This window comes from Desulfosarcina sp. BuS5 (assembly GCF_028752835.1).
In the GTDB taxonomy this organism is placed as follows: Bacteria; Desulfobacterota; Desulfobacteria; order Desulfobacterales; family BuS5; genus BuS5.
This window is the reverse complement of sequence record NZ_CP087952.1, coordinates 2,692,951-2,711,745: the sequence shown is the minus strand read 5'-3', so window position 1 is coordinate 2,711,745 and position 18,795 is coordinate 2,692,951. Positions and strand designations below refer to the sequence as shown.

15 protein-coding genes are annotated in these 18,795 nt (G+C 38.6%); 10 read left to right on the top strand and 5 right to left on the bottom strand.

All coding sequences use genetic code 11. The features are described 5' to 3' along the window. The 3 genes from mtnP to BuS5_RS13310 form a co-directional block, all read right to left on the bottom strand. The gene (mtnP, locus tag BuS5_RS13320; RefSeq protein ID WP_027354901.1) at positions 1 to 747 is read right to left on the bottom strand and encodes an S-methyl-5'-thioadenosine phosphorylase; all 747 of its coding nucleotides are present in this window, start codon (positions 745 to 747) and stop codon (positions 1 to 3) included. A 161-nt stretch (positions 748 to 908) separates the two neighbouring features. Further along, positions 909 to 1,196: a hypothetical protein gene (locus BuS5_RS13315; protein WP_274427729.1), complete on the bottom strand. Its 288-nt coding sequence runs from the start codon at positions 1,194 to 1,196 to the stop codon at positions 909 to 911. A gap of 123 nt (positions 1,197 to 1,319) precedes the next feature. Further along, on the bottom strand, positions 1,320 to 2,339 hold the full coding sequence (locus tag BuS5_RS13310) for an IS1 family transposase (RefSeq protein ID WP_274427728.1): 1,020 nt from the start codon (positions 2,337 to 2,339) through the stop codon (positions 1,320 to 1,322). A 273-nt stretch (positions 2,340 to 2,612) separates the two neighbouring features. Here BuS5_RS13310 and BuS5_RS13305 point away from each other — a divergent pair, with 273 nt between their 5' ends. The 8 genes from BuS5_RS13305 to BuS5_RS13270 all read left to right on the top strand — a co-directional run bounded on the left by BuS5_RS13305 (position 2,613) and on the right by BuS5_RS13270 (position 13,629). Then, positions 2,613 to 4,049, top strand: a complete 1,437-nt coding sequence (locus tag BuS5_RS13305) for a hypothetical protein (RefSeq protein WP_274427727.1) — start codon at positions 2,613 to 2,615, stop codon at positions 4,047 to 4,049. Between the two features lie 120 nt (positions 4,050 to 4,169). Next, positions 4,170 to 5,486: a transposase gene (locus tag BuS5_RS13300; protein ID WP_274427662.1), complete on the top strand. Its 1,317-nt coding sequence runs from the start codon at positions 4,170 to 4,172 to the stop codon at positions 5,484 to 5,486. A gap of 332 nt (positions 5,487 to 5,818) precedes the next feature. After that, entirely contained in the window at positions 5,819 to 7,825 is a 2,007-nt protein-coding gene (gene uvrB, locus BuS5_RS13295) for an excinuclease ABC subunit UvrB (protein WP_027354884.1), read from the top strand. Positions 7,826 to 8,475: 650 nt separating this feature from the next. Beyond that, on the top strand, positions 8,476 to 9,762 hold the full coding sequence (locus BuS5_RS13290; RefSeq protein ID WP_027354885.1) for a double-cubane-cluster-containing anaerobic reductase: 1,287 nt from the start codon (positions 8,476 to 8,478) through the stop codon (positions 9,760 to 9,762). A gap of 183 nt (positions 9,763 to 9,945) precedes the next feature. Further along, positions 9,946 to 10,692: an acyl-CoA dehydratase activase gene (locus BuS5_RS13285; protein WP_027354886.1), complete on the top strand. Its 747-nt coding sequence runs from the start codon at positions 9,946 to 9,948 to the stop codon at positions 10,690 to 10,692. Positions 10,693 to 11,137: 445 nt separating this feature from the next. Further along, positions 11,138 to 12,307 carry an ATP-binding protein gene (locus tag BuS5_RS13280; protein WP_027354887.1) on the top strand — a complete coding sequence of 390 codons (1,170 nt, stop codon included), beginning with the start codon at positions 11,138 to 11,140 and terminating at the stop codon, positions 12,305 to 12,307. A gap of 158 nt (positions 12,308 to 12,465) precedes the next feature. Continuing rightward, positions 12,466 to 13,179, top strand: coding sequence for a RadC family protein (radC, locus tag BuS5_RS13275; RefSeq protein WP_035266371.1), 714 nt, complete (start codon positions 12,466 to 12,468; stop codon positions 13,177 to 13,179). A gap of 138 nt (positions 13,180 to 13,317) precedes the next feature. Further along, positions 13,318 to 13,629, top strand: coding sequence for a type I restriction-modification system subunit M N-terminal domain-containing protein (locus BuS5_RS13270; RefSeq protein WP_027354888.1), 312 nt, complete (start codon positions 13,318 to 13,320; stop codon positions 13,627 to 13,629). Between the two features lie 395 nt (positions 13,630 to 14,024). On the opposite strand, the gene BuS5_RS13265 is transcribed toward BuS5_RS13270, so the two are convergent. Continuing rightward, entirely contained in the window at positions 14,025 to 14,222 is a 198-nt protein-coding gene (locus BuS5_RS13265) for a hypothetical protein (protein ID WP_274427654.1), read from the bottom strand. Between the two features lie 234 nt (positions 14,223 to 14,456). Then, positions 14,457 to 15,576, bottom strand: a protein-coding gene (locus BuS5_RS13260; RefSeq protein WP_245266731.1) for an IS3 family transposase whose coding sequence is annotated in 2 segments (ribosomal slippage) — positions 14,457 to 15,302 and positions 15,304 to 15,576 — 1,119 coding nt in all. Because the reading frame shifts where the segments join, the coding sequence is not laid out codon by codon here. Between the two features lie 64 nt (positions 15,577 to 15,640). Between BuS5_RS13260 and BuS5_RS13255 the strand changes: the two genes are divergently transcribed. Both BuS5_RS13255 and BuS5_RS13250 read left to right on the top strand, forming a co-directional pair. Next, positions 15,641 to 15,871: a hypothetical protein gene (locus BuS5_RS13255; RefSeq protein ID WP_274427726.1), complete on the top strand. Its 231-nt coding sequence runs from the start codon at positions 15,641 to 15,643 to the stop codon at positions 15,869 to 15,871. An 825-nt stretch (positions 15,872 to 16,696) separates the two neighbouring features. Then, positions 16,697 to 18,745, top strand: a complete 2,049-nt coding sequence (locus BuS5_RS13250; protein WP_027354970.1) for a TonB-dependent receptor — start codon at positions 16,697 to 16,699, stop codon at positions 18,743 to 18,745. The last annotated feature ends 50 nt before the right edge of the window (positions 18,746 to 18,795 follow it).

The following is an 18,795-nucleotide window of genomic DNA, read 5'->3' as shown; positions in this document are numbered from 1 at the left end:
TCACTCAATCCTGGGAATAACTCTTTTTAAAAGTTCTATTACTCGGTCTGCATTATCCTTAAAAACTCCAACGATCTCCGCCCAGGTTACATGCTCTTCATCCTCTTTCCAGCAATCATAATCGGTGGACATGGCAACAACAGAGTAAGGAATACCGGCCTCATTGGCCAATATAGCCTCTGTAGCCACAGACATATTAATAATATCTGCTCCCCAGATTCTGAACATCTTCGACTCGGCGATAGTAGAAAATCTTGGACCCTCAATTGTAATCACAGTCCCCATTTTATGTACCCTGAAACCGAGTTCTTCTGATGTTTCAAAAAGAAGCTTCCTAAGTTTGGCATCAAACGGTTCCGCCATAGGTGTGTGTGCGGCTCCGTTTTCAAAGGAGTCATTAAATGTAATAATTCTGTGTCTCGTAAAATCTATAAACTGATCTATGATGACAAAATCGCCCCGGCGGATTTCCTCCCTGAGGCTTCCGCAGGCGGTTGTGGCAATAATATGCGTCACGCCCTGGTCTTTCATGGCATGAATATTTGCCCTGTAATTAACCTGGGTCGGGCTGAAATTGTGTTTTTTACCATGCCTGGCCAGAATAAGGACCTCAACACCGTCAATCCTGCCGGCTGTTAAAGGAGAAGCGGGGTTCCCGTAAGGTGTATCGACATTAATTTCTATTGCACCATGGAGTATTTCCGGATCATCCAGACCGGAGCCCCCAATAATTCCTACTTTAATCATTTTTGCCGTTATGAAAATATAATATTATTCAATGAGATTTTAAATTTTTTTAAAATTGCCAGATACGATAAATTATGTCAAGTTTTTTCCCTGTTTACCTAAAACTCCGATATAAGGTATGTGGCGAAGATATGTCGGCCGCAAAAAAAACTTTATTTTTTTTAGGATTTTTTATCGTGCACCAGTTCAGTGTACTTGGCGTAGATTTGGTCTCGAGTGATATTGAGTTCTTTTTCCGTATCGCGCACAGAAACATTTGCCAGCATGAAAACTTCATGTGACGGGAAGATGCCAAAGTAGTCGTCTGCAAAGACAATCAATTTGTTCCGATTGATGACCTTAAGCTTTCGGCGGTACATCTGCCAGGTGCCTGGTTTGCCCAATGCTTCCAATTTAAGTTGATCTTGCTGCCATTTCAGGAAAGCAGTAGTGAGAGCTTTCATGGCCATGGTCATATATGCTTGAACATAAACCCCTTCCTTTGTTTTCTTAGGCGGGTGTTCAAAGTGCCAGTTTTGTTTAACCTCACGGAAGGGTAGTCCCTACAAAACAATGCAGGTTTGAAAAATCAGCTACTTACAAGGTATTGGGACTGTAATGAGATATCTCCAGTTTAGTGGAGAATTTGTAAGTTCCATCTGCATTGCCGGTGTATTATGGTTATACTTTTTTATAAATTTCTCGTTTTCATTGTTAATTCGTATTCGTAAGCTCTTATGAAATTGTATGTAATTATAGTTGAATAAGTTAATCCACATTACATTACTAAAATTCAGCTTGTTCTTGCAATACCCCAGGGTTTTTCTCTGAAGATAGGAGATATGTTGCCTTAGGGTAAGGTTCAGTCTCTCAATAAATGAGGTGTTTTGGCTTTTTCCGGGGAAATCTTTTACAGTACCTTTTACAAAATATTTTTTAACTGTTACAAGCCGACGCTTTATTCGGCGCTTAACAATTTGCAGGTAAGCATAAGGAATTTCAGACATAATGTTTTCGAGCGTATTTTTGTAAGCCGCTAATTTATCTGCAGCGACCTTTAATATATTATCTTTTCCCCATTTGCCCAACTTTTTAACGCCCTTTACTAAACGGTTTGCAGTGTAAGTTGTTCTTGAACCCAACTCGAAACCGATCCAGAATTTTGTTGTTGATTCAAGAGCGATAAAAACCCATAATTGTTGACTTTTATTTTTAAGGTAAGACCATAGTTCATCCATCTGGAAAAATACAATGGTAAGTCCGATAGTAAAACAAAGAAATAGGTGAAATTGCTGGCCTTTTTGCCATTGTTCAATTGTCCTTCGATCTTTTTGAAGTACATCGGCAATTGCATTAGTGCCAAGGCCGTAAGAGTTTAGCTTTGCCGTTTGCTCATATTCTTTAAAACTGCCATGCTTTCCAAAAAGATCGGAATATCCTGTTTTTGAGAATCTATGTTTGCCACCATTGCAGTAAAACATTTGTCTTGGCTCAAAATCGGATTTTGTTATGTAAACTCCATCCTTGGTGATTTTGTTCTCGGTTGATTGATAACATTTGCAGCTTTTCCCGGGACAAAAAAGTGTTAGGGCTGTATTTGCTGTATTTTGCATGGTTGCGATCCTTTGAATAGAGTTTTAACCATGCTTCTACAACAGACCTCGGAACGTACAAAGTGAATAGAAATGCGTAAAGCCTTATTATTCAGGTAGTTAGACTATTCTCCAGTAATTTATTGGACAAGCATAATGTTGGACATTCATATGTTTAACCTATTTTATTTTAACTATTTCTTTTATTTAATGTAAATTTATTTTGTAAAAAATATTTTTTTGTGATACCTTATTAAAAATTCACATTGCGTACACCACATTAAGGTATCAATTATGCAAAAACAACTATTTCCAGATATACCAAAGAAAAAAAACGATAACACCAAAATGATTGGCGCAAATTTGTCGTTGGTTTTTAACAGAAGAAATAAGCACATGATTACCCTTAAAAACCGCGATATCATTGTTAAAAAGGTTGATATTTCTGACAAGCCGGCAAAAAAAATATTTGTTGTTGATGCCGTTGAATTGGGTGCGAATAAATCTTTATTGGCTGGTGCCCTTAATATTAGCAGACAAACGATACACAATTACATTGAGAGCAAAAAAAAATTTGGGACAGAAGGCTTATTGGGTGGATATAATCCCAAAATGGGCAAAAATCTTGAACAACATCGCAAGAGCACGCAGCACAAACGCATACAGGGCACCAAGGCTGTCATTCTCGCTAAAGAGAGAAAAGCTAAACGATTAGAAAATCAAAAAAAACAGCAGGAGCTTGATTTTGAATTCGGCGAACAACTTGTTTCAAAAGACGAACAACCATTTAAGAGCCTTCATGATTGGAAATTCACTCGTTTTGCAGGGATATTCCCTTATCTAATTGTTTTAATTAGTACAAATCAATGGCTTAAGCTGATAATGGGTTATTTTGGTTCTGCCTATAAAATATTTTTAGTTTTCTTGTTGATGGTCGCCAATAATATCAAATCCATAGAACAACTGAAAAATATTAACCAGAAAGAAGCGGGGCTTATTTTGGGCCTCAATAAATTGCCTCCAAAAAGAGATGTTTGGCAATGGTTCTATGCAGCTTGTAATTTACGATTTTCCACATCTCTTTGTAAATTATTTTTTAAGCAACAGCTTTTTCATTATCACCCCGACTTTAAAACATTAGATAGCGATAAACAGCTTATAGCAAATCCTGCTATCAAATCCATTGAGAAAGAAATTAAGACCGTACGTAAAAAGCTTGATAAAAAGCATAAAAAAAATTCAAGGACTAAGGAAGTTTTAAACAAAGATGGCTCAAGGCGCGAAAACAGCTTGAAAGCCTGTTTAGAATCAGGAATAAGCCAGTTAGAGGCAGAGCTCACAAAGCTCCTCAATGAGAAAAAACAACTGCCTGAAAAGGTGGATGTTTCTACTCTTGAGGATTATAATTCCTTTAAGAAGATTGATAATGAAGGAAAAAATCTTTTTGATTTTGTTACAGCTTCATTATGGAATGCGCGTAAGGATATGACTGACTGGTTATTGTGTCATTACCCGAATGAAAATGAATATGTGGACTTGTTTTATGCCATCACTCAGTCTCATGGATGGATCAAATCTGAAGCAGACAGAGTGGTTGTCCGATTGGAGCCTCTTCAACAACCAAGCCGCCGAAAAGCGCAGGAACAATTTTGTAAAAGATTGAATGCATTAAGCGCCTATATTCCGATTGGAAAAATATTACAGATTGAAGTTGGTTCGTCACCTATTTAGTATCTGCTGAATTTCTTTTTTATGAAAGAAATGCTTTGCTATCCATAGCAGTATATGCCATTTTTTAAATTGCAGCTAAATGGTATTTTAAGCACTCTAAAAAGGATAGGAGGTATTCTGATGATAAAAAATACTTTTGAAGAAGTTCTTTCTGATGAATGGGTGAAAGCAAATATAACCAATCCAGTTCAGGAATTGGTTATTATCCGTGGGATAATTCCATGGCAAAAAATGATTACAAAGTTGTGTAAATTTTATAACACCAGTCAGGGTGCTTTTGGAAAATCTCTCAGGATGATGACAGCGATTTTGATTTGTATAAAATACTATCAATTAAGTGATAGGCAAATGGTTAAGCATATAAAAGAAAACCACTATATTCAATATTTTTGTAACATCACAAATGAGGAATTGCAAACATGCCTGGATCCGAGTTCTATATGTGTATTTCGAAAACGTATAGGTGAAGAAGGTGTTGAAATTATAGAAAAAGAAGTTTTTGAGGTTCTACGCAAAGCTGGGATAATACAGGGTGATAATGCTATGATAGATTCAAGCGTATTGAAAAATAACGTTATCTATCCAAATGATGTACATTTAATTTTTAAAGCTTTTGACAAAATGAAACAATTTGCCGTTTTGCATCAAATCTCCTTGTGGTGGGACAATAATGAAGTAAAAAAATTATGGCGAGAATTTTTTTTGAACAAAAAACAAAACCGTTTGGAATGGTTACTCAAATTTAATATATTATTTATTCCTGCTCTAAAAATATTTGATAAAAAAGTTGAATCATTAAAGACCACAAAGAAAAAACAAATAAAAGCTGACAATATGTTTGCTATTCTTACTATTCTTGAAGCACAAACCTTAGAAAAACTCGAAGGTAAAAAACAGATAAAAAACCGGATTGTATCCATTGATGAACCGGATGCCCGCCCGATTGTAAAAGGAAAAGAGCATCCGAAGTGTGAATTCGGCACAACAATGGAAATGACTTTCAATAGGGAAGGATTCATGATTACCATTGAAAATTTTATCGGTAATCCAAATGATAAAACGCTTTTTGCTGGAACACTCGAACAGTTCAAAAAACGGATGAAAGGCGAACCGGAAAATATTATTACCGACCTTGGTTACAGAAGCAATGGTAATTTTAAAATTGCAGACAATATCAGTAACGTTTTTTTGGGGCGTAAAAAAGATGTATCCGAAGAAAAACAGAGTTTTTGCTGTAAAGCCCGTTCAGCAACAGAAGGTTTCATAGCTATTGCAAAAAATATTAGAGGTTTTGGATGCAGTCTTTATAGAGGATTTGAAGGAGACCGTATATGGTCATTGCTTTGTCAAACCGCTTATAATCTTAAAAAGTTTATTCAGCTTCTAATGGGAGAAAAGATTGAAGAAAAAAAACTGATGAAACTCGGGCTGGCATAAGCCGAACAAGGATTTTATCAAAAATAGTTGATTTTAAAAAATATGCGGATAGGAGAGGTGCGTCTATAGGTGTTAACAATTTGCCGTTTTTTACCAAAATTCAATTAAAATACCACAAATGAGCTTAAAATTTTAGATTAAAATTCTCTATGATTAATATATGAACAATGCTGATATACTATGTTATTATCGAAATTCAGCGGATACTATTTAAAAGGAAAGTGTCCAAAAAATTATGCTTAAAATGCTATTTTTTCCCGAGGTCTGAAATTTGGACATCTGCTCCGATTTCTTTGCAATTAATTTAATATCAGTAAACATCCTTGGATATAATGTCATCCTTTAATCTTGTATCAAATTATAAACCGCGCGGTGATCAGCCTAAAGCAATAAACGCTTTATGCAAGGGACTTTTAAACGGTAAGAAACATCAGGTTCTCTTGGGGGTTACCGGATCAGGCAAGACATTTACAATAGCCAATGTTGTTGCCAGGCTTGGTAAGCCGGCTTTGATTCTGGCGCCCAATAAAACACTTGCTGCCCAGCTTTTTAATGAATTCAAAAGTCTTTTTCCTGATAATGCGGTTGAATATTTTGTCAGCTATTACGATTATTATCAGCCTGAAGCCTATATCCCTTCCAGCGATACATATATTCAGAAGGATTCCTCCATGAATGAGATGATAGACAAGCTGCGGCATTCAGCCACCAGATCCGTACTATCACGCAGGGATGCCATCGTTGTGGCAAGTGTCTCATGTATTTACGGACTCGGCGACCCGGAGGAATATCTTAATATGTGTATTAATATTAAAGAAGATATGGAGCTTGTCAGAGATAAGTTTCTTTCGGATCTTGTTGCAATGCATTATGAACGTAATGATGTTGATTTTCATAGAGGCATTTTCAGGGTCAGGGGCGACCGGGTGGAAATTTTACCTGCTTACGAGGATGATCTGGCCGTGCGGATAGATTTTTTTGGTGATCAGGTTGAAAGGATTTCCGAGATCGATCCTTTAAGGGGCGTTGTTATTAAAAGACTCAAGCAGGCTGTAATATATCCGGCCAGTCATTATGTAACCGGAAAAAGCAATCTGAAAAAAGCCGCTAAATTGATTAAAGAAGAATTAAAGCAGAGGATCGCTTATTTTAGAAAAGAAGATATGCTTATCGAAGCCCAGAGAATAGAAGAGAGAACCAATTTTGACCTTGAGATGATGCACGAGATCGGTTACTGCAACGGTATCGAAAATTACTCACGCTATTTGACCGGACGATCAATCGGAGAACCTCCTCCTACGCTTATTGATTACCTGCCCGATGATTTTTTGATATGTATCGATGAAAGCCATATTGCTGTCCCCCAGGTTAAAGCAATGTACAAAGGGGACCGGTCGCGCAAGGAGACTCTTGTTCGATATGGTTTTCGGCTTCCGTCCGCCATGGATAACAGACCGCTTAAATTTGAGGAGTTCGAGTCTGAAATCCAGCAGGCAATATATATATCGGCAACCCCGGCCGATTATGAGCTTGAAAAGGCAAATGGTTCTATCGTCGAACAGGTTGTAAGGCCCACCGGGCTTGTGGATCCTGAAATTTATGTTCGGAAGGCCGGGAATCAGGTTGACGATCTTTTTGGAGAGGTCATGGCATGCATTAAAAATAGTGAAAAAGTTCTTGTAACAACCTTGACAAAACGGATGGCTGAGGATTTGACGGAGTATTATTCCGATCTTGGCATAAGAGTCCGTTATTTGCATGCCGATATAAAGACCCTGGAACGTGTGGAAATTATCAGAGATCTCAGGGCGGATAAATTTGATGTCCTTATAGGTATAAATTTGCTGCGTGAAGGACTCGATATACCTGAAGTTGCCCTGGTTGCCATTCTGGATGCTGATAAAGAGGGCTTTTTACGCTCTGCCAGGTCGCTGATACAAACCTGCGGCAGGGCAGCCAGAAACGTTTGCGGCAGGGTTATAATGTATGCGGACAAGGTTACAAAATCAATGCGCCAGGCCATTAATGAGACGGGACGGCGTAGAAAAATTCAGGAAGCCTATAACAAACAATATGATATCGTTCCGCAGACAATTACTAAAAACCTGAATTCTGTTTTTGATTATATGTATAAATCGGATGAGTTGCCTGCAACCCAGGTTGCAGAAAGCCTGGCATCTTATGGCAAAAAGGAAAACGGCTCGACAGAAAATTTTGACGTCATAATAAAACAACTGGAAAATGAGATGGAGCAGGCTGCAAAGGAACTTGCATTTGAAAGAGCGGCAGAGATAAGGGATCAGATTAAAGAACTTAATAAATTGAACCTATATCTTTAAAACCGGGAACGATTACAATAATTTTTATAAATTCATTTTATAGTGGACCCCAAAAAGGTGCCATGGGTTTTAATTCCTCATGCCTCATTCTACATAACCTCTTCCAGACCTTCAAAAGCAATTTTTAACTCTATCCTGAGTGTTTCCTGATATTTCTTGATAAACATATGGAGTATTATAATTCTTTTCCCGATTTGCGTGCAGAAAAAACTTGAGCGAGCCCTTTTTATTATTGTAATTTCCTGTTTGACATTAAAAAATATCCTATATAAAAAGAAAGTTTATTTAGCTATTCAGATATAGATTGTCACACAAACAATTTCAATGCGTTGTCTGTCGTCGGAGTAGGGGTTCAGGATTTTGACCCCTACCCCCCCCTGGCCTTGTACCAAATTTTAAAATCGGGTAATTATCTGACAATCTATATATTGAAAAAGTGTAAACTACAAAATGAAGGATGCCTGATTTTCTGTCAAAAATGGTTGTTCTTCCCTTCAGTATTTTACCTATAGATTGTCAGATAATAAATTTCACAAGGCCAGAGGGAGGAAGGCGTATTGTAATACTCCAACGACCGATAACGCAGTGAAATTATTTATGTGACAATCTATAAACACCTGAAAAATTACAAATCCACAAAAGGAAAAAAAATGAGCGAAGATTATAAAAAAATGTGGGAAAGCCTGGAACTGGATCTTGCAGCGCATGATGAGTTGCTGGATATTCTTGGAAAAGGATACCGGGATATTTATAGTGCTCAGAAAAACCGGCCCCAAGGCATGGGGTATTTTGATTTTGTTATGAGTGAAGTGCACGGCCTGCGAATCAAGGAACTTATGGATGAAAAAGCAGCCGGCAGAAAAGTGATCGGCTCCTTCTGTGTTTTTGTGCCGGAGGAGATCGTGCTGGCAGCAGATGCAACCCTTGTGGGACTTTGCTCCGGAGCGGATTTTGCTATGGAGGAAGTGGAGAATTATCTTCCGCGAAATACTTGTGCCCTGATTAAATCGGCTTTTGGATTCAAGCTGGGGAAAGTCTGTCCCTATCTGGAATTAGCAGATATGATTGTAGGAGAAAACACCTGCGACGGCAAAAAAAAAGCCTATGAGACCTTAAATAATCTTGTTTCCAACCTCTATGTAATGGATTTACCACAGGTTAAATCGACTGAAGGAAGAAATCTTCTGAAAACCGAATATTGGCGTTTTAAAGATGCTGTTGAAGAACTTGCAGGTATAAAAATTGATAGCGAAAGGCTTTTAAAGGGAATTGAAATCGTTAATAATAAACGAAAGGCCATTCACAGATTGTCGGCTTTGCGCAAGGCTGTTCCTGCTCCTGTTTCCGGCCTTGACGCCCTTTTGGCCAATCAGGTTTTTTTCTATGATAACCCGGTCCGTTTTACTGAATCAGTAAACAGTATATGCGATGAGCTTGAAAAGCGCATACAAAACAGGGAAGGCGTATTCCCTGAAAAAACGCAGCGCATCCTGATATCGGGCTGCCCAATGGCTGTTCCAAACTGGAAGCTTCCGTGGATAATTGAAACATCCGGTGGAGTAATTGTTGGTGAGGAATCCTGCGTAGGAGAAAGAGGAACCCGCAATTTGACAGATAATACAGGCAGCACAGTGGAAGAACTCATGGAAGCTGTTATTGACCGCTATTTCAAAGTAGATTGCGCCATTTTTACGCCAAATCCCGATCGTCTTGACCATATAGTTGAAATGGTCGGAGACTATAAGCCAGACGGGGTGATTCTTTATGGTTTACAGTTTTGTCAGCCCTATCTCATGGAATCCATGCCCACGGAAAAGGCCCTTGAAGAAAAAAATATCCCTGTACTTCGTATCGATACGGATTACAGCATGGAAGACATAGGGCAGCTTAAAACAAGGGTGGAAGCGTTTATTGAATTAATAAGGATCGGAGATTAAATAAATTGGACAAAGATTATGAAGGATTTTGGTTCATCTGCAAGGCGCATTAAAGGTTGAATACTCGAAGTATTCGGCCTTTAATGCAACACAGCAGATGGGCTAAAAGACAAATAATATTGTTCAAGTTATTTAATTTGCGATCCTAAAATAGGGGCAGTAAAAACCGGGAGAATTTTTAAAATGCAATATGCAGGTATTGACATTGGTTCGCGAACCATTGAGCTGGTTGTATTGAGCGAGAACGAAATTGTTGCAAACAGGCAAATAAATACCGGTTTTGACCCCATGGCCCAGGCAAAAAAACTGCTTAAAGGGGTGGAGTATGATTTTATCATGGCGACCGGTTATGGCAGACACCTCTTTGAAACGTTGTTTGATTCTTCCACAATTACAGAGATTAAGGCATATGCAGTGGGGGCTGGATACCTGTTCCCGAAAGTTCGAACAATTCTTGACATTGGGGGGCAGGATTCAAAAGCGATTGCTCTTAATGATAATGGAAAAGTTATAAAATTTGAGATGAACGACAAGTGCGCAGCAGGAACAGGGAAATTTCTGGAAATTATGGCTCAAGCTCTGGGCTATAATCTGGATCAGTTTGGAATAGAGGCGCTTAAGGCAACTAAAGATATTCAAATCAGCAGCATGTGTACCGTGTTTGCAGAATCAGAAGTCACGTCTCTGGTGGCAATGGGAGAAAATCGCCAGAATATTGCCTTGGGATTAAACCGCTCTGTGGTTAAACGTGCGGTGGGCATGTTAAAAAAAGTCTCCTTAAAAGAACCGGTCTGTTTTGCAGGCGGGGTCGCGCGAAATCGATGCATATGTGATTTACTGGAACAGGCTGTTGGAACGGATATTCTTGTTTATGAAAATCCGCAGATGGTTGGAGCCCTGGGTGCGGCATTGCTGGCGGCTAACCGCTAAGGGTTCGCACAGATCGAAAATTATTGTGTTGGGTTGATGATTTTAAGATTTTTAAAATAAGCAATGTTTACTGCTCTTTAAAAAAAACGCCAAACAGTATCTGGATATGGAATCTAGAGCAATGACGGGAAATATTCCGGCATGAGTTTTTCCATCTTTTGCAATCTGCTATAACAAATTTTTTACTTATAATGTCCCCCATTTCCTATCCCGATGTTAAAGATCAATATCTCTTTTCCCTCTACCAGGCGTTTTTGCGGCGTGCATAATAATATGTGCGAGATATTTGTGGGGGAGTAGGGGCGATCCTTGTGATCGCCCTGCATGTTCATCAAAACAGTTTTTAAACCGTTAAAAGAAGAAAAGCATTGACATAAAATTAATATCCTTATATTTTTTTGCAAATTGAAGATTGCAACATGATATTGCAGAAAAAGGTGCCTCCTTGATAAAAAGAACCCTTTCCGATTATGCACAATATATATTCACAAAATACCCTATTATTACCGTAACCGGTCCCCGTCAATCTGGCAAAACAACCCTTGCCATGCAGGCCTTTCCGAACAAACCCTATGCTAACCTTGAAAATCCGGTTGTACGGCAATTTGCAATTGAAGATCCAATCGGTTTTTTGAACCAGTATCCTCAAGGAGCCGTGCTGGATGAGATTCAGCGCGCGCCCGAACTCTTGTCGTATCTGCAGGTAATAGTGGATGAAAAAAAGGAAAACAGCCTTTTTATCCTTACCGGCAGCAGACAGTTTGAATTAATGGAGAAGGTATCTCAATCTCTGGCAGGCCGGACAGCATTATTAAAGCTTCTACCGTTTACTATTAAAGAGCTTGAAACATATAAAGTTAAATCCCTGGATGAAATAATATTCAAAGGCTTTTACCCCAGGATATATGATCAGGATATCCCACCTCGCCAGGCCTATGGAGATTATTTTGAGACTTATATTGAGAGGGATCTGCGGCGGCTTGTAAATATAAAAAATCTGAGTCTGTTCCAGAGATTTGTGACCCTGTGTGCCGGCAGAACCGGGCAACTGCTCAACCTGAGCAACCTTGCCGATGATACCGGAATCAGCCACAGCACAGCCCGTGAATGGATTACTGTTTTGCAGGCGAGTTATATTGTCTATTTACTGCCCCCGTTTTACCGTAATATTAAAAAGCGGCTTGTAAAATCACCAAAACTTTATTTTTATGATGTGGGCCTTGCCTGCTGGCTCTGCGGAATTGAAAACATTACTCATGTCAAAAATCATCCATTAAGGGGGCATCTGTTTGAAAATATGGCGGTTATTGAGGCGTTGAAATACCGTTACAACCTGGGCAAAAGAGATAATCTTAATTTTTTCCGCGACAGCTCAGGCAATGAAATCGATCTTGTTTATACTATCTCCCATAATCTACTGCCCATTGAAATCAAATCCGGCCAGACCATTACTTCCGATTATTTTAAGGGACTAAAAAAGTTTAAAAAATTTTTCCCTGACCTGCCATACGGCCAATTAATAATTTATGCCGGATACACAACCCAGAACAGAACTGATGTCAAAGTTATTACTGTTAACCGGTTTTCAGAACTGTTGGAAACCATTGATCCGTAATATGATAAGAAAACACGAACGAACCTGTCGGCCTTTAGGCGCGGATTCTTTTATCGAAAAAATGGAACGTTTTTTGGACCGAAAACTTAAACTTAAAAAACCTGGACACAAAAAGCCCAAAAAGAAAGATAAGTAAGGTGTCCCGGGAATTACCATAAATGGATGAATCCAATAAAAATCATGGGATAAAGAATTGGCCTAAATCAGAGCGGCCAAGAGAACTATTGTTGGAGCAGGGGCCTGAATATGTATCTGACGCCGGATTGGTGGCAATATTGCTCCGTACCGGGGTAAAGGGACAAGATGCAGTTGCCTTGGGTCGAGAGCTGATCAAACAATTCAGCGGTCTCAGGGGGCTCCTCAGTGCCGGGAAAAAGGATCTGGAAAACATTAAGGGGCTGGGACCCGCCAAGATTGCCCAATTGCTTGCCGCCACCGAAATTGCCAAACGTCAGTTAAAAGAAGAGGTGGTAGGTAAAAAAGTCATAAACGGGCCGGAAGATGTTATTGAATATCTCTCTTTGTCCATGGCCAATCTTAAGGAGGAGGTATTTAAGGTTATTTATCTCGATAGCACCCATGTTGTGCTGGCTGCCGAAGTTTTATTCAAGGGGACGGTTGACCAGTCGGCTGTCTATCCACGAGAAATTATCAAAAGGGCATTTGAGCTAAATGCCACCGCCCTCATCTTTGTTCACAATCATCCCTCGGGCAGTTTAAAGCCCAGCCCGCACGATCTTCCCCTTAACCGGAAGCTGGTCAAGGCATGCCTTGCCGTGGATCTTACACCCATGGACCACTTCATAATCAGCCCCGAAGGATATATGTCCTTTAAAAATGAGGGCATATTTACAGACAACGTAATAATATAGTTTGTCATCAAATAATATGATGATAACCTGTCATTTATAAAAAAAAAGGGTTGCAGGGTGGAAGTATCCGACCCCAAAGCGCCGCCAAAATTAACCGCTTGATAGCTACTATACCATAAGGCAAGAGATTTTTTTATTATGAAAACTGAGGGATTTAAAGAACTGGAAGCAACGCTTTGGCGGTCTGCGGATAATTTACGGGCCAATTCCGATTTAAAATCAACAGAGTATTCAACTCCGGTGTTGGGGCTTATCTTTCTGAAGTTTGCCGACAACAAGTACAGTCAATATGAAAAAGAGATCCATAAAAAATATATAAAGCTCAAAGGCACACGCCGGGAAAAACCGATTAATGAGGTTGCCATTGAAAAATGCGGGCTCTACCTGCCGGACCATGCGCGCTATGATTATTTGCTGAACCTTCCGTGTCCTTCCGGTAAGCCTGCATGAATTTAAAAAATATACAGTAAGGTACTCCCCATTGTCAAGACAAAAAACAAGGTTTTTTAAGGTGCGCTTTTGAGCTATAAATAATCCTGAAAATTAAAAAAATAATAGTAAATAAAAAAAATATGTTTCTGTTTATCATAAAAATGTTCATAAACAACTTAACTAATTGATTTAATAAATAATAATACCATTCTAAAATGTTCATAACTTATTGATAAAATGTTTATAACTTTTTTGTATCTCATTAACATACTGTTAAAATTCAATATTAATATGTTTATAACTTATGCCGCACGTTGAATAGGGCATTCACCAAAATATATTATTTTTACAACCTCACATTGATCACCATTGCTGATAAATCTTGCCTGTTACTTCCTTTAATTTGTCCGATCTTAACTATCAATTTCGTAATCATCCGGCAAATTCAAAAAATCTTTTTTCGCCAATTGACTCTCAATTAAATAACCAATTTGACCATTCCTCTTGAGCTGTGAAATCATCCACTGTGGTAATCTAATTGTCACAAGCTCTCGTTTCAAATGGTCTGGTTTCTTTTTTCGACCAGCCCCTGCACGTTTTCCTCCTCTCATTTTTTTACCTCCAAAACATATAGTATGTTGAATTAAGTGCAACGCTATTCAAAAAATCATCCTAAAAATACGCTATATATTTGATTAGCGTTATGCAATATTCAAACAAACTCTACTACCAACTGATTATGTGTTGGATAGTACGCTTTTATCTTGTTTGCAGCAGGAAACATTTTTTATAATATCAATACGACTTAATGGTATTCTAATTAATTATACAAAGTGGTTCTGAAATTACCCTGGAAAAGTTTTAAAATATATCTCTGCCGGGGTCTGGTAATCCAAAGATTGATGGAGTCGTTCATTATTGTAAAAGCCAAAATATTCTCCAATGTTTTGAATAGCCTCCCTGACGGTCTCATAATTGTGAAGATAAACACGTTCATATTTCACGGTACGCCAAAGGCGCTCTACGAAAATGTTATCCAGAGCACGGCCCCGGCCGTCCATGCTGATCTTCACATCGGCTTTTTTTAAAACGCCGGTAAAGGCATCACTGGTAAACTGACTGCCTTGATCCGTGTTAAAAATCTTAGGTTTTGCAATTTTTAAGGCACCCTGTAAGGCTTTTATACAAAAATCCTTATCCAATGTGGTTGAAAATTCGTAGCTCAGGACATACCGACTAAACCAGTCTATCACTGCTACAAGATAGATAAAACCTGAATTCAAACGGATATAGGTAATATCCGTTGACCACACCTGGTCAACTTGCTCAATGGAAACGCCTCGCAGCAAGTATGGATAAATTTTATGCTCTTTTGATGCTTTGCTCAAATTTGGTTTTGGATATATAGCTTCAAGTCCCATAAGCCGCATCAAACGTCTTATTCGTTTAGGATTAACAGTGTGCCCTTGTCGCTTTAATACGGCCGTCATTTTTTCAACACCGTAGAACGGATATCGGGTATATTCTTCGTCTATCAATCGCATGAGAGCCAGGTTATAGCTCTCATCTTTGCAGGATTGATAGTAATAGGTTGATCTGTTTATTCCCAAAAGATCACACTGGCGCATTACCGGTATCAAAGAATGATTCGGCTCAATGTATTGACGCTTTATATCAATTGAGAAGGTTAGATTTTTTTTTTAGCCAGTCCAATTCGACCTTTAATTGGCCGATTTGTTGGTAAAGCTCCGCCTGGAATTCTTCAGCGTCTTTTTCTTTTTTTTGACGCTTTTTTGAAAATATATCGGGCAATTCTTCTAATAGACGCTTTCGCCATTGATTTATTTGATTTGAATGAACTCCATATTCACTAGATAGTTGAGAAATCGTCTTTTCCTTTTTAACCGTTTCAAGCGCTACTTTAGCTTTGAATGATGCACTGTAATTTTTTCGAATTTTACCCATTAATGAGCCTCCTTTTTGTTGATCAGGATATACTCATTTTACACCTTAAACAACTGTCCAGTTTTTGGGGAGTATTATACTTTTTAATCATATTAATGCATGTATTATAGAATTTTATAAAGTTTATAATTATAAAGGATTTGAACTGCCTGCGATTGAAATTGATCGGGAAGATGCCCTTTTTTCAATACAATCTCTTATTACTTCAGCCCGCATGACCCCATACCCTGTATATCTTATCATAGATGAATATGATAATTTTGCGAAGTTATTTTTGAGCGAGTCCTTACCCTGAGATTTGAATAGGATGCGATTTTTGATTTCCTTTTGCAGAAAAAATGTTAAAAGAGAACCTGGAAAAAAGATTTTATTCATTTCGGGGCGTAAATGGTGTCTACTTTTGAAACGAACCCTCTGAAAGCGATATATTTTATTAGGTCCATTACTATAATTGTCCTGTCGGCGTTTCTTTTTTCCACGACAGGGATACATGTTCTTCATCCTTTTTTACATCATCACAGTAAAGAGTCTTTACAGTGCAACGCGCCTGCTGCTTCCAAACAATCCCCGCCTTTTATTCATAATAAGCAGATCGAATACCAGGCCAATCAAAATTGCCCTATATGTTCTTTTTTAAAACATTTTTACATTTACAAAATAAAGCGCTGTACATTCGGGCCATTATTGGCATTGTTGCCGATATTCAGATTTCTGTTTAAATCTGATATTTTAAAACGGATTGATTATTTACTTATCCCGCCCCGTTCGCCTCCTTGTTTATTCCAGAAATAAAAAGCTGATTTAAAATATTTTACGAACTGTGCAACTTATCGTTATGCAATTCGCATAAGAGGGCTGTGCCTCATCCGGATGCGTGGTAATCAGTGATATTACTGAAACATGTTCGCCCTTAGGGCTCGCGCAAAAATAATTTTACATTTTAAGCGTCGATGCATCCTGCCTGGCTGCGTTACGAAAGCGTAGAAATATCTTGATATTCATACACTTTCGCGCCTTGCCAGCCAGGCGCCTTAACACTTAAAATTGCTAACTTATTTTTGTGCGAACCCTTAGCCATTAATAGATATTATATGCGGAATAAATAAGGAGATGCGGAATTATGAATTTTTTATACACAACAGGATTATTTTTTTTGCTTATTTGGACTTTTTCCTTTGTCCTGATCGGTGAGACTTTGACTTATGCAGGGGCTATAACCCTTGATACTATTGTGGTAACTGCTGCTAAAAATGATACGGATGAAAAAAATATAGAAGCTGAAACGCTTAAGACACACAAGATTGTTGATCTTGCCGAAATTCTTTCAAATGAAATGATAGAAGCGACAATGATTCGTAAAAGCGGATATGGAAATGAGGTTTCCTTGAGGGGATTTGGGAAATCCGATTTAAGAGTACTGGTGGATAACGGGATTATTGAAGGCGCTTGCGGCAGCAGAAAAGATCCATCCCTGTCACATATCAATATGTTGACTGTTGATAAAATAGAAGTCAGAGAGGGAGCGTTTGATGTTACTAAAGCAGGAGCCCTTGGCGGAAGCATTAATGTTATCACAAGAAAAACAGAAAAAGAGTTTTTGGGTGAAATCCTTACAAAAGCCGGCAGCTATGATTTTTTAAGCAGCGGATTTTACACAACCGGCGGCAACGAAAAAATTCAAGGGTTAATCGGCTATAATTATTCGGAATCAGATCAGTATGAAGACGGAGATGGAAATAAGCTTTACAAATTTGCTCCGGCAGGCCGCCCTTATAATTCCAAAGGGAAAAATATGCAGGCCTTTGAAAAAAATGACGTATGGGGCAAGCTGCAATTTACTCCAGCAGAAAATCAAACTATTCTTTTTTCGTATGCCTATGGAGAAGCCGATGATATTATGACACCAAGAGCCGGAATGGATATTGATTCCGAAAAAACTTATATGGGCAGGGCTGATTATTTCATAACCGGTCCGGGAAATTTTTCAGACGAATTGACGCTTTCTCTTTATCAAAACAGGGTAGAGCATGAACCTTTTGACAAGTATCGTGAACTTGCAGGCAATCCTCCCTTTCATCGGCATAATGAAGTAAAATCGACTATCACCGGATTAAAAATAGAGAATAAAAAGTCTGCCGGATTTGCCCGGTTTACTTATGGCATAGATGCTTACAAACACAATTGGAAAGGGAATATGTACAGGGATGATACCGGCGCAAATATGGATGATGAGCTTATTCCGAATGTTAACACCTATGATTTAGGCTTGTATATTAAGGCGGATAAAAATTATGACACCTTATCGCTGAGCGCAGGTTTTCGTTACGACCATTTTGAATCAAAAGCTGATGAGGATCTCAAGCAAAGCATTGCCGTAACATCCACCAATAGGAATAATGATGATCTATTCAGCGGATATCTGTCCGCTGAATATTATTTAGCGGATAATGCGCTTATTTTTGCAGGGATCGGCCAAAGTATCCGCACTCCCACAGCGGTTGAACGTTATTTTCAGTCCCCCAGCCCTTTTTTTCACGGAAATCCGGATTTGGATGCCACAAAGAATAGAGAGTTTGACCTCGGTTTCCAGCTATCAGGCCGGAAATTCAGTTTTAAAACAAAGGCATTTTACAGTGATCTGAAGGACTATATTTATCAACAGGGAAAGCAGACTTATGATTCGCATCAAACCTGGACAAATATTGATGCCCATATCTATGGCGCTGACGTTAAAATAATTGTAGATATTATATCAGATTTTTCCATAGAGACCGCTGCGGCATGGCAAAGGGGCAGAAAAGACTCCACTCCTGAGTATAATACTGATAATGATCTGGCCGAAGTTCCGCCGCTTAAAACCAAACTTGCATTGCACTATGATACTCCGGCACTTTTTGGAACATTAGAATGGATTCACTCGGAAAACGCTGACAATGTTGATACCGATGCCGGCGAAAAGGCTTTATCCGGCTGGGACTTGGTTAATTTCAGAGCAGGCTGGAATTACAAAATGTTTACACTGAATGTTGGTGTTGAAAATATTTTTGACAAACATTATGCTGTGGCAAATTCATATGAATGGGATGTTGTTTCCGGTTCAGGCGCTAATCCTGCGATTATATATGAGCCGGGAAGGTTTTTTTATGCTTCTCTTTCTTTTCAATTTTAAGTAGAGGGGCAAAGCAAACCAAAATATTTTCGTATGTATTAAAATCAAAT

Bases quoted from the DNA above. Each gene is read 5' to 3' on its own strand.
- BuS5_RS13265 (WP_274427654.1), bottom strand. From the start codon at position 14,222: ATGAGAGGAGGAAAACGTGCAGGGGCTGGTCGAAAAAAGAAACCAGAC.
- uvrB (WP_027354884.1), top strand. From the start codon at position 5,819: ATGTCATCCTTTAATCTTGTATCAAATTATAAACCGCGCGGTGATCAG.
- BuS5_RS13300 (WP_274427662.1), top strand. From the start codon at position 4,170: ATGATAAAAAATACTTTTGAAGAAGTTCTTTCTGATGAATGGGTGAAA.
- BuS5_RS13270 (WP_027354888.1), top strand. From the start codon at position 13,318: ATGAAAACTGAGGGATTTAAAGAACTGGAAGCAACGCTTTGGCGGTCT.
- radC (WP_035266371.1), top strand. From the start codon at position 12,466: ATGGATGAATCCAATAAAAATCATGGGATAAAGAATTGGCCTAAATCA.
- BuS5_RS13250 (WP_027354970.1), top strand. From the start codon at position 16,697: ATGAATTTTTTATACACAACAGGATTATTTTTTTTGCTTATTTGGACT.
- BuS5_RS13290 (WP_027354885.1), top strand. From the start codon at position 8,476: ATGAGCGAAGATTATAAAAAAATGTGGGAAAGCCTGGAACTGGATCTT.
- BuS5_RS13305 (WP_274427727.1), top strand. From the start codon at position 2,613: ATGCAAAAACAACTATTTCCAGATATACCAAAGAAAAAAAACGATAAC.
- mtnP (WP_027354901.1), bottom strand. From the start codon at position 747: ATGATTAAAGTAGGAATTATTGGGGGCTCCGGTCTGGATGATCCGGAA.
- BuS5_RS13315 (WP_274427729.1), bottom strand. From the start codon at position 1,196: ATGGCCATGAAAGCTCTCACTACTGCTTTCCTGAAATGGCAGCAAGAT.
- BuS5_RS13285 (WP_027354886.1), top strand. From the start codon at position 9,946: ATGCAATATGCAGGTATTGACATTGGTTCGCGAACCATTGAGCTGGTT.
- BuS5_RS13310 (WP_274427728.1), bottom strand. From the start codon at position 2,339: ATGCAAAATACAGCAAATACAGCCCTAACACTTTTTTGTCCCGGGAAA.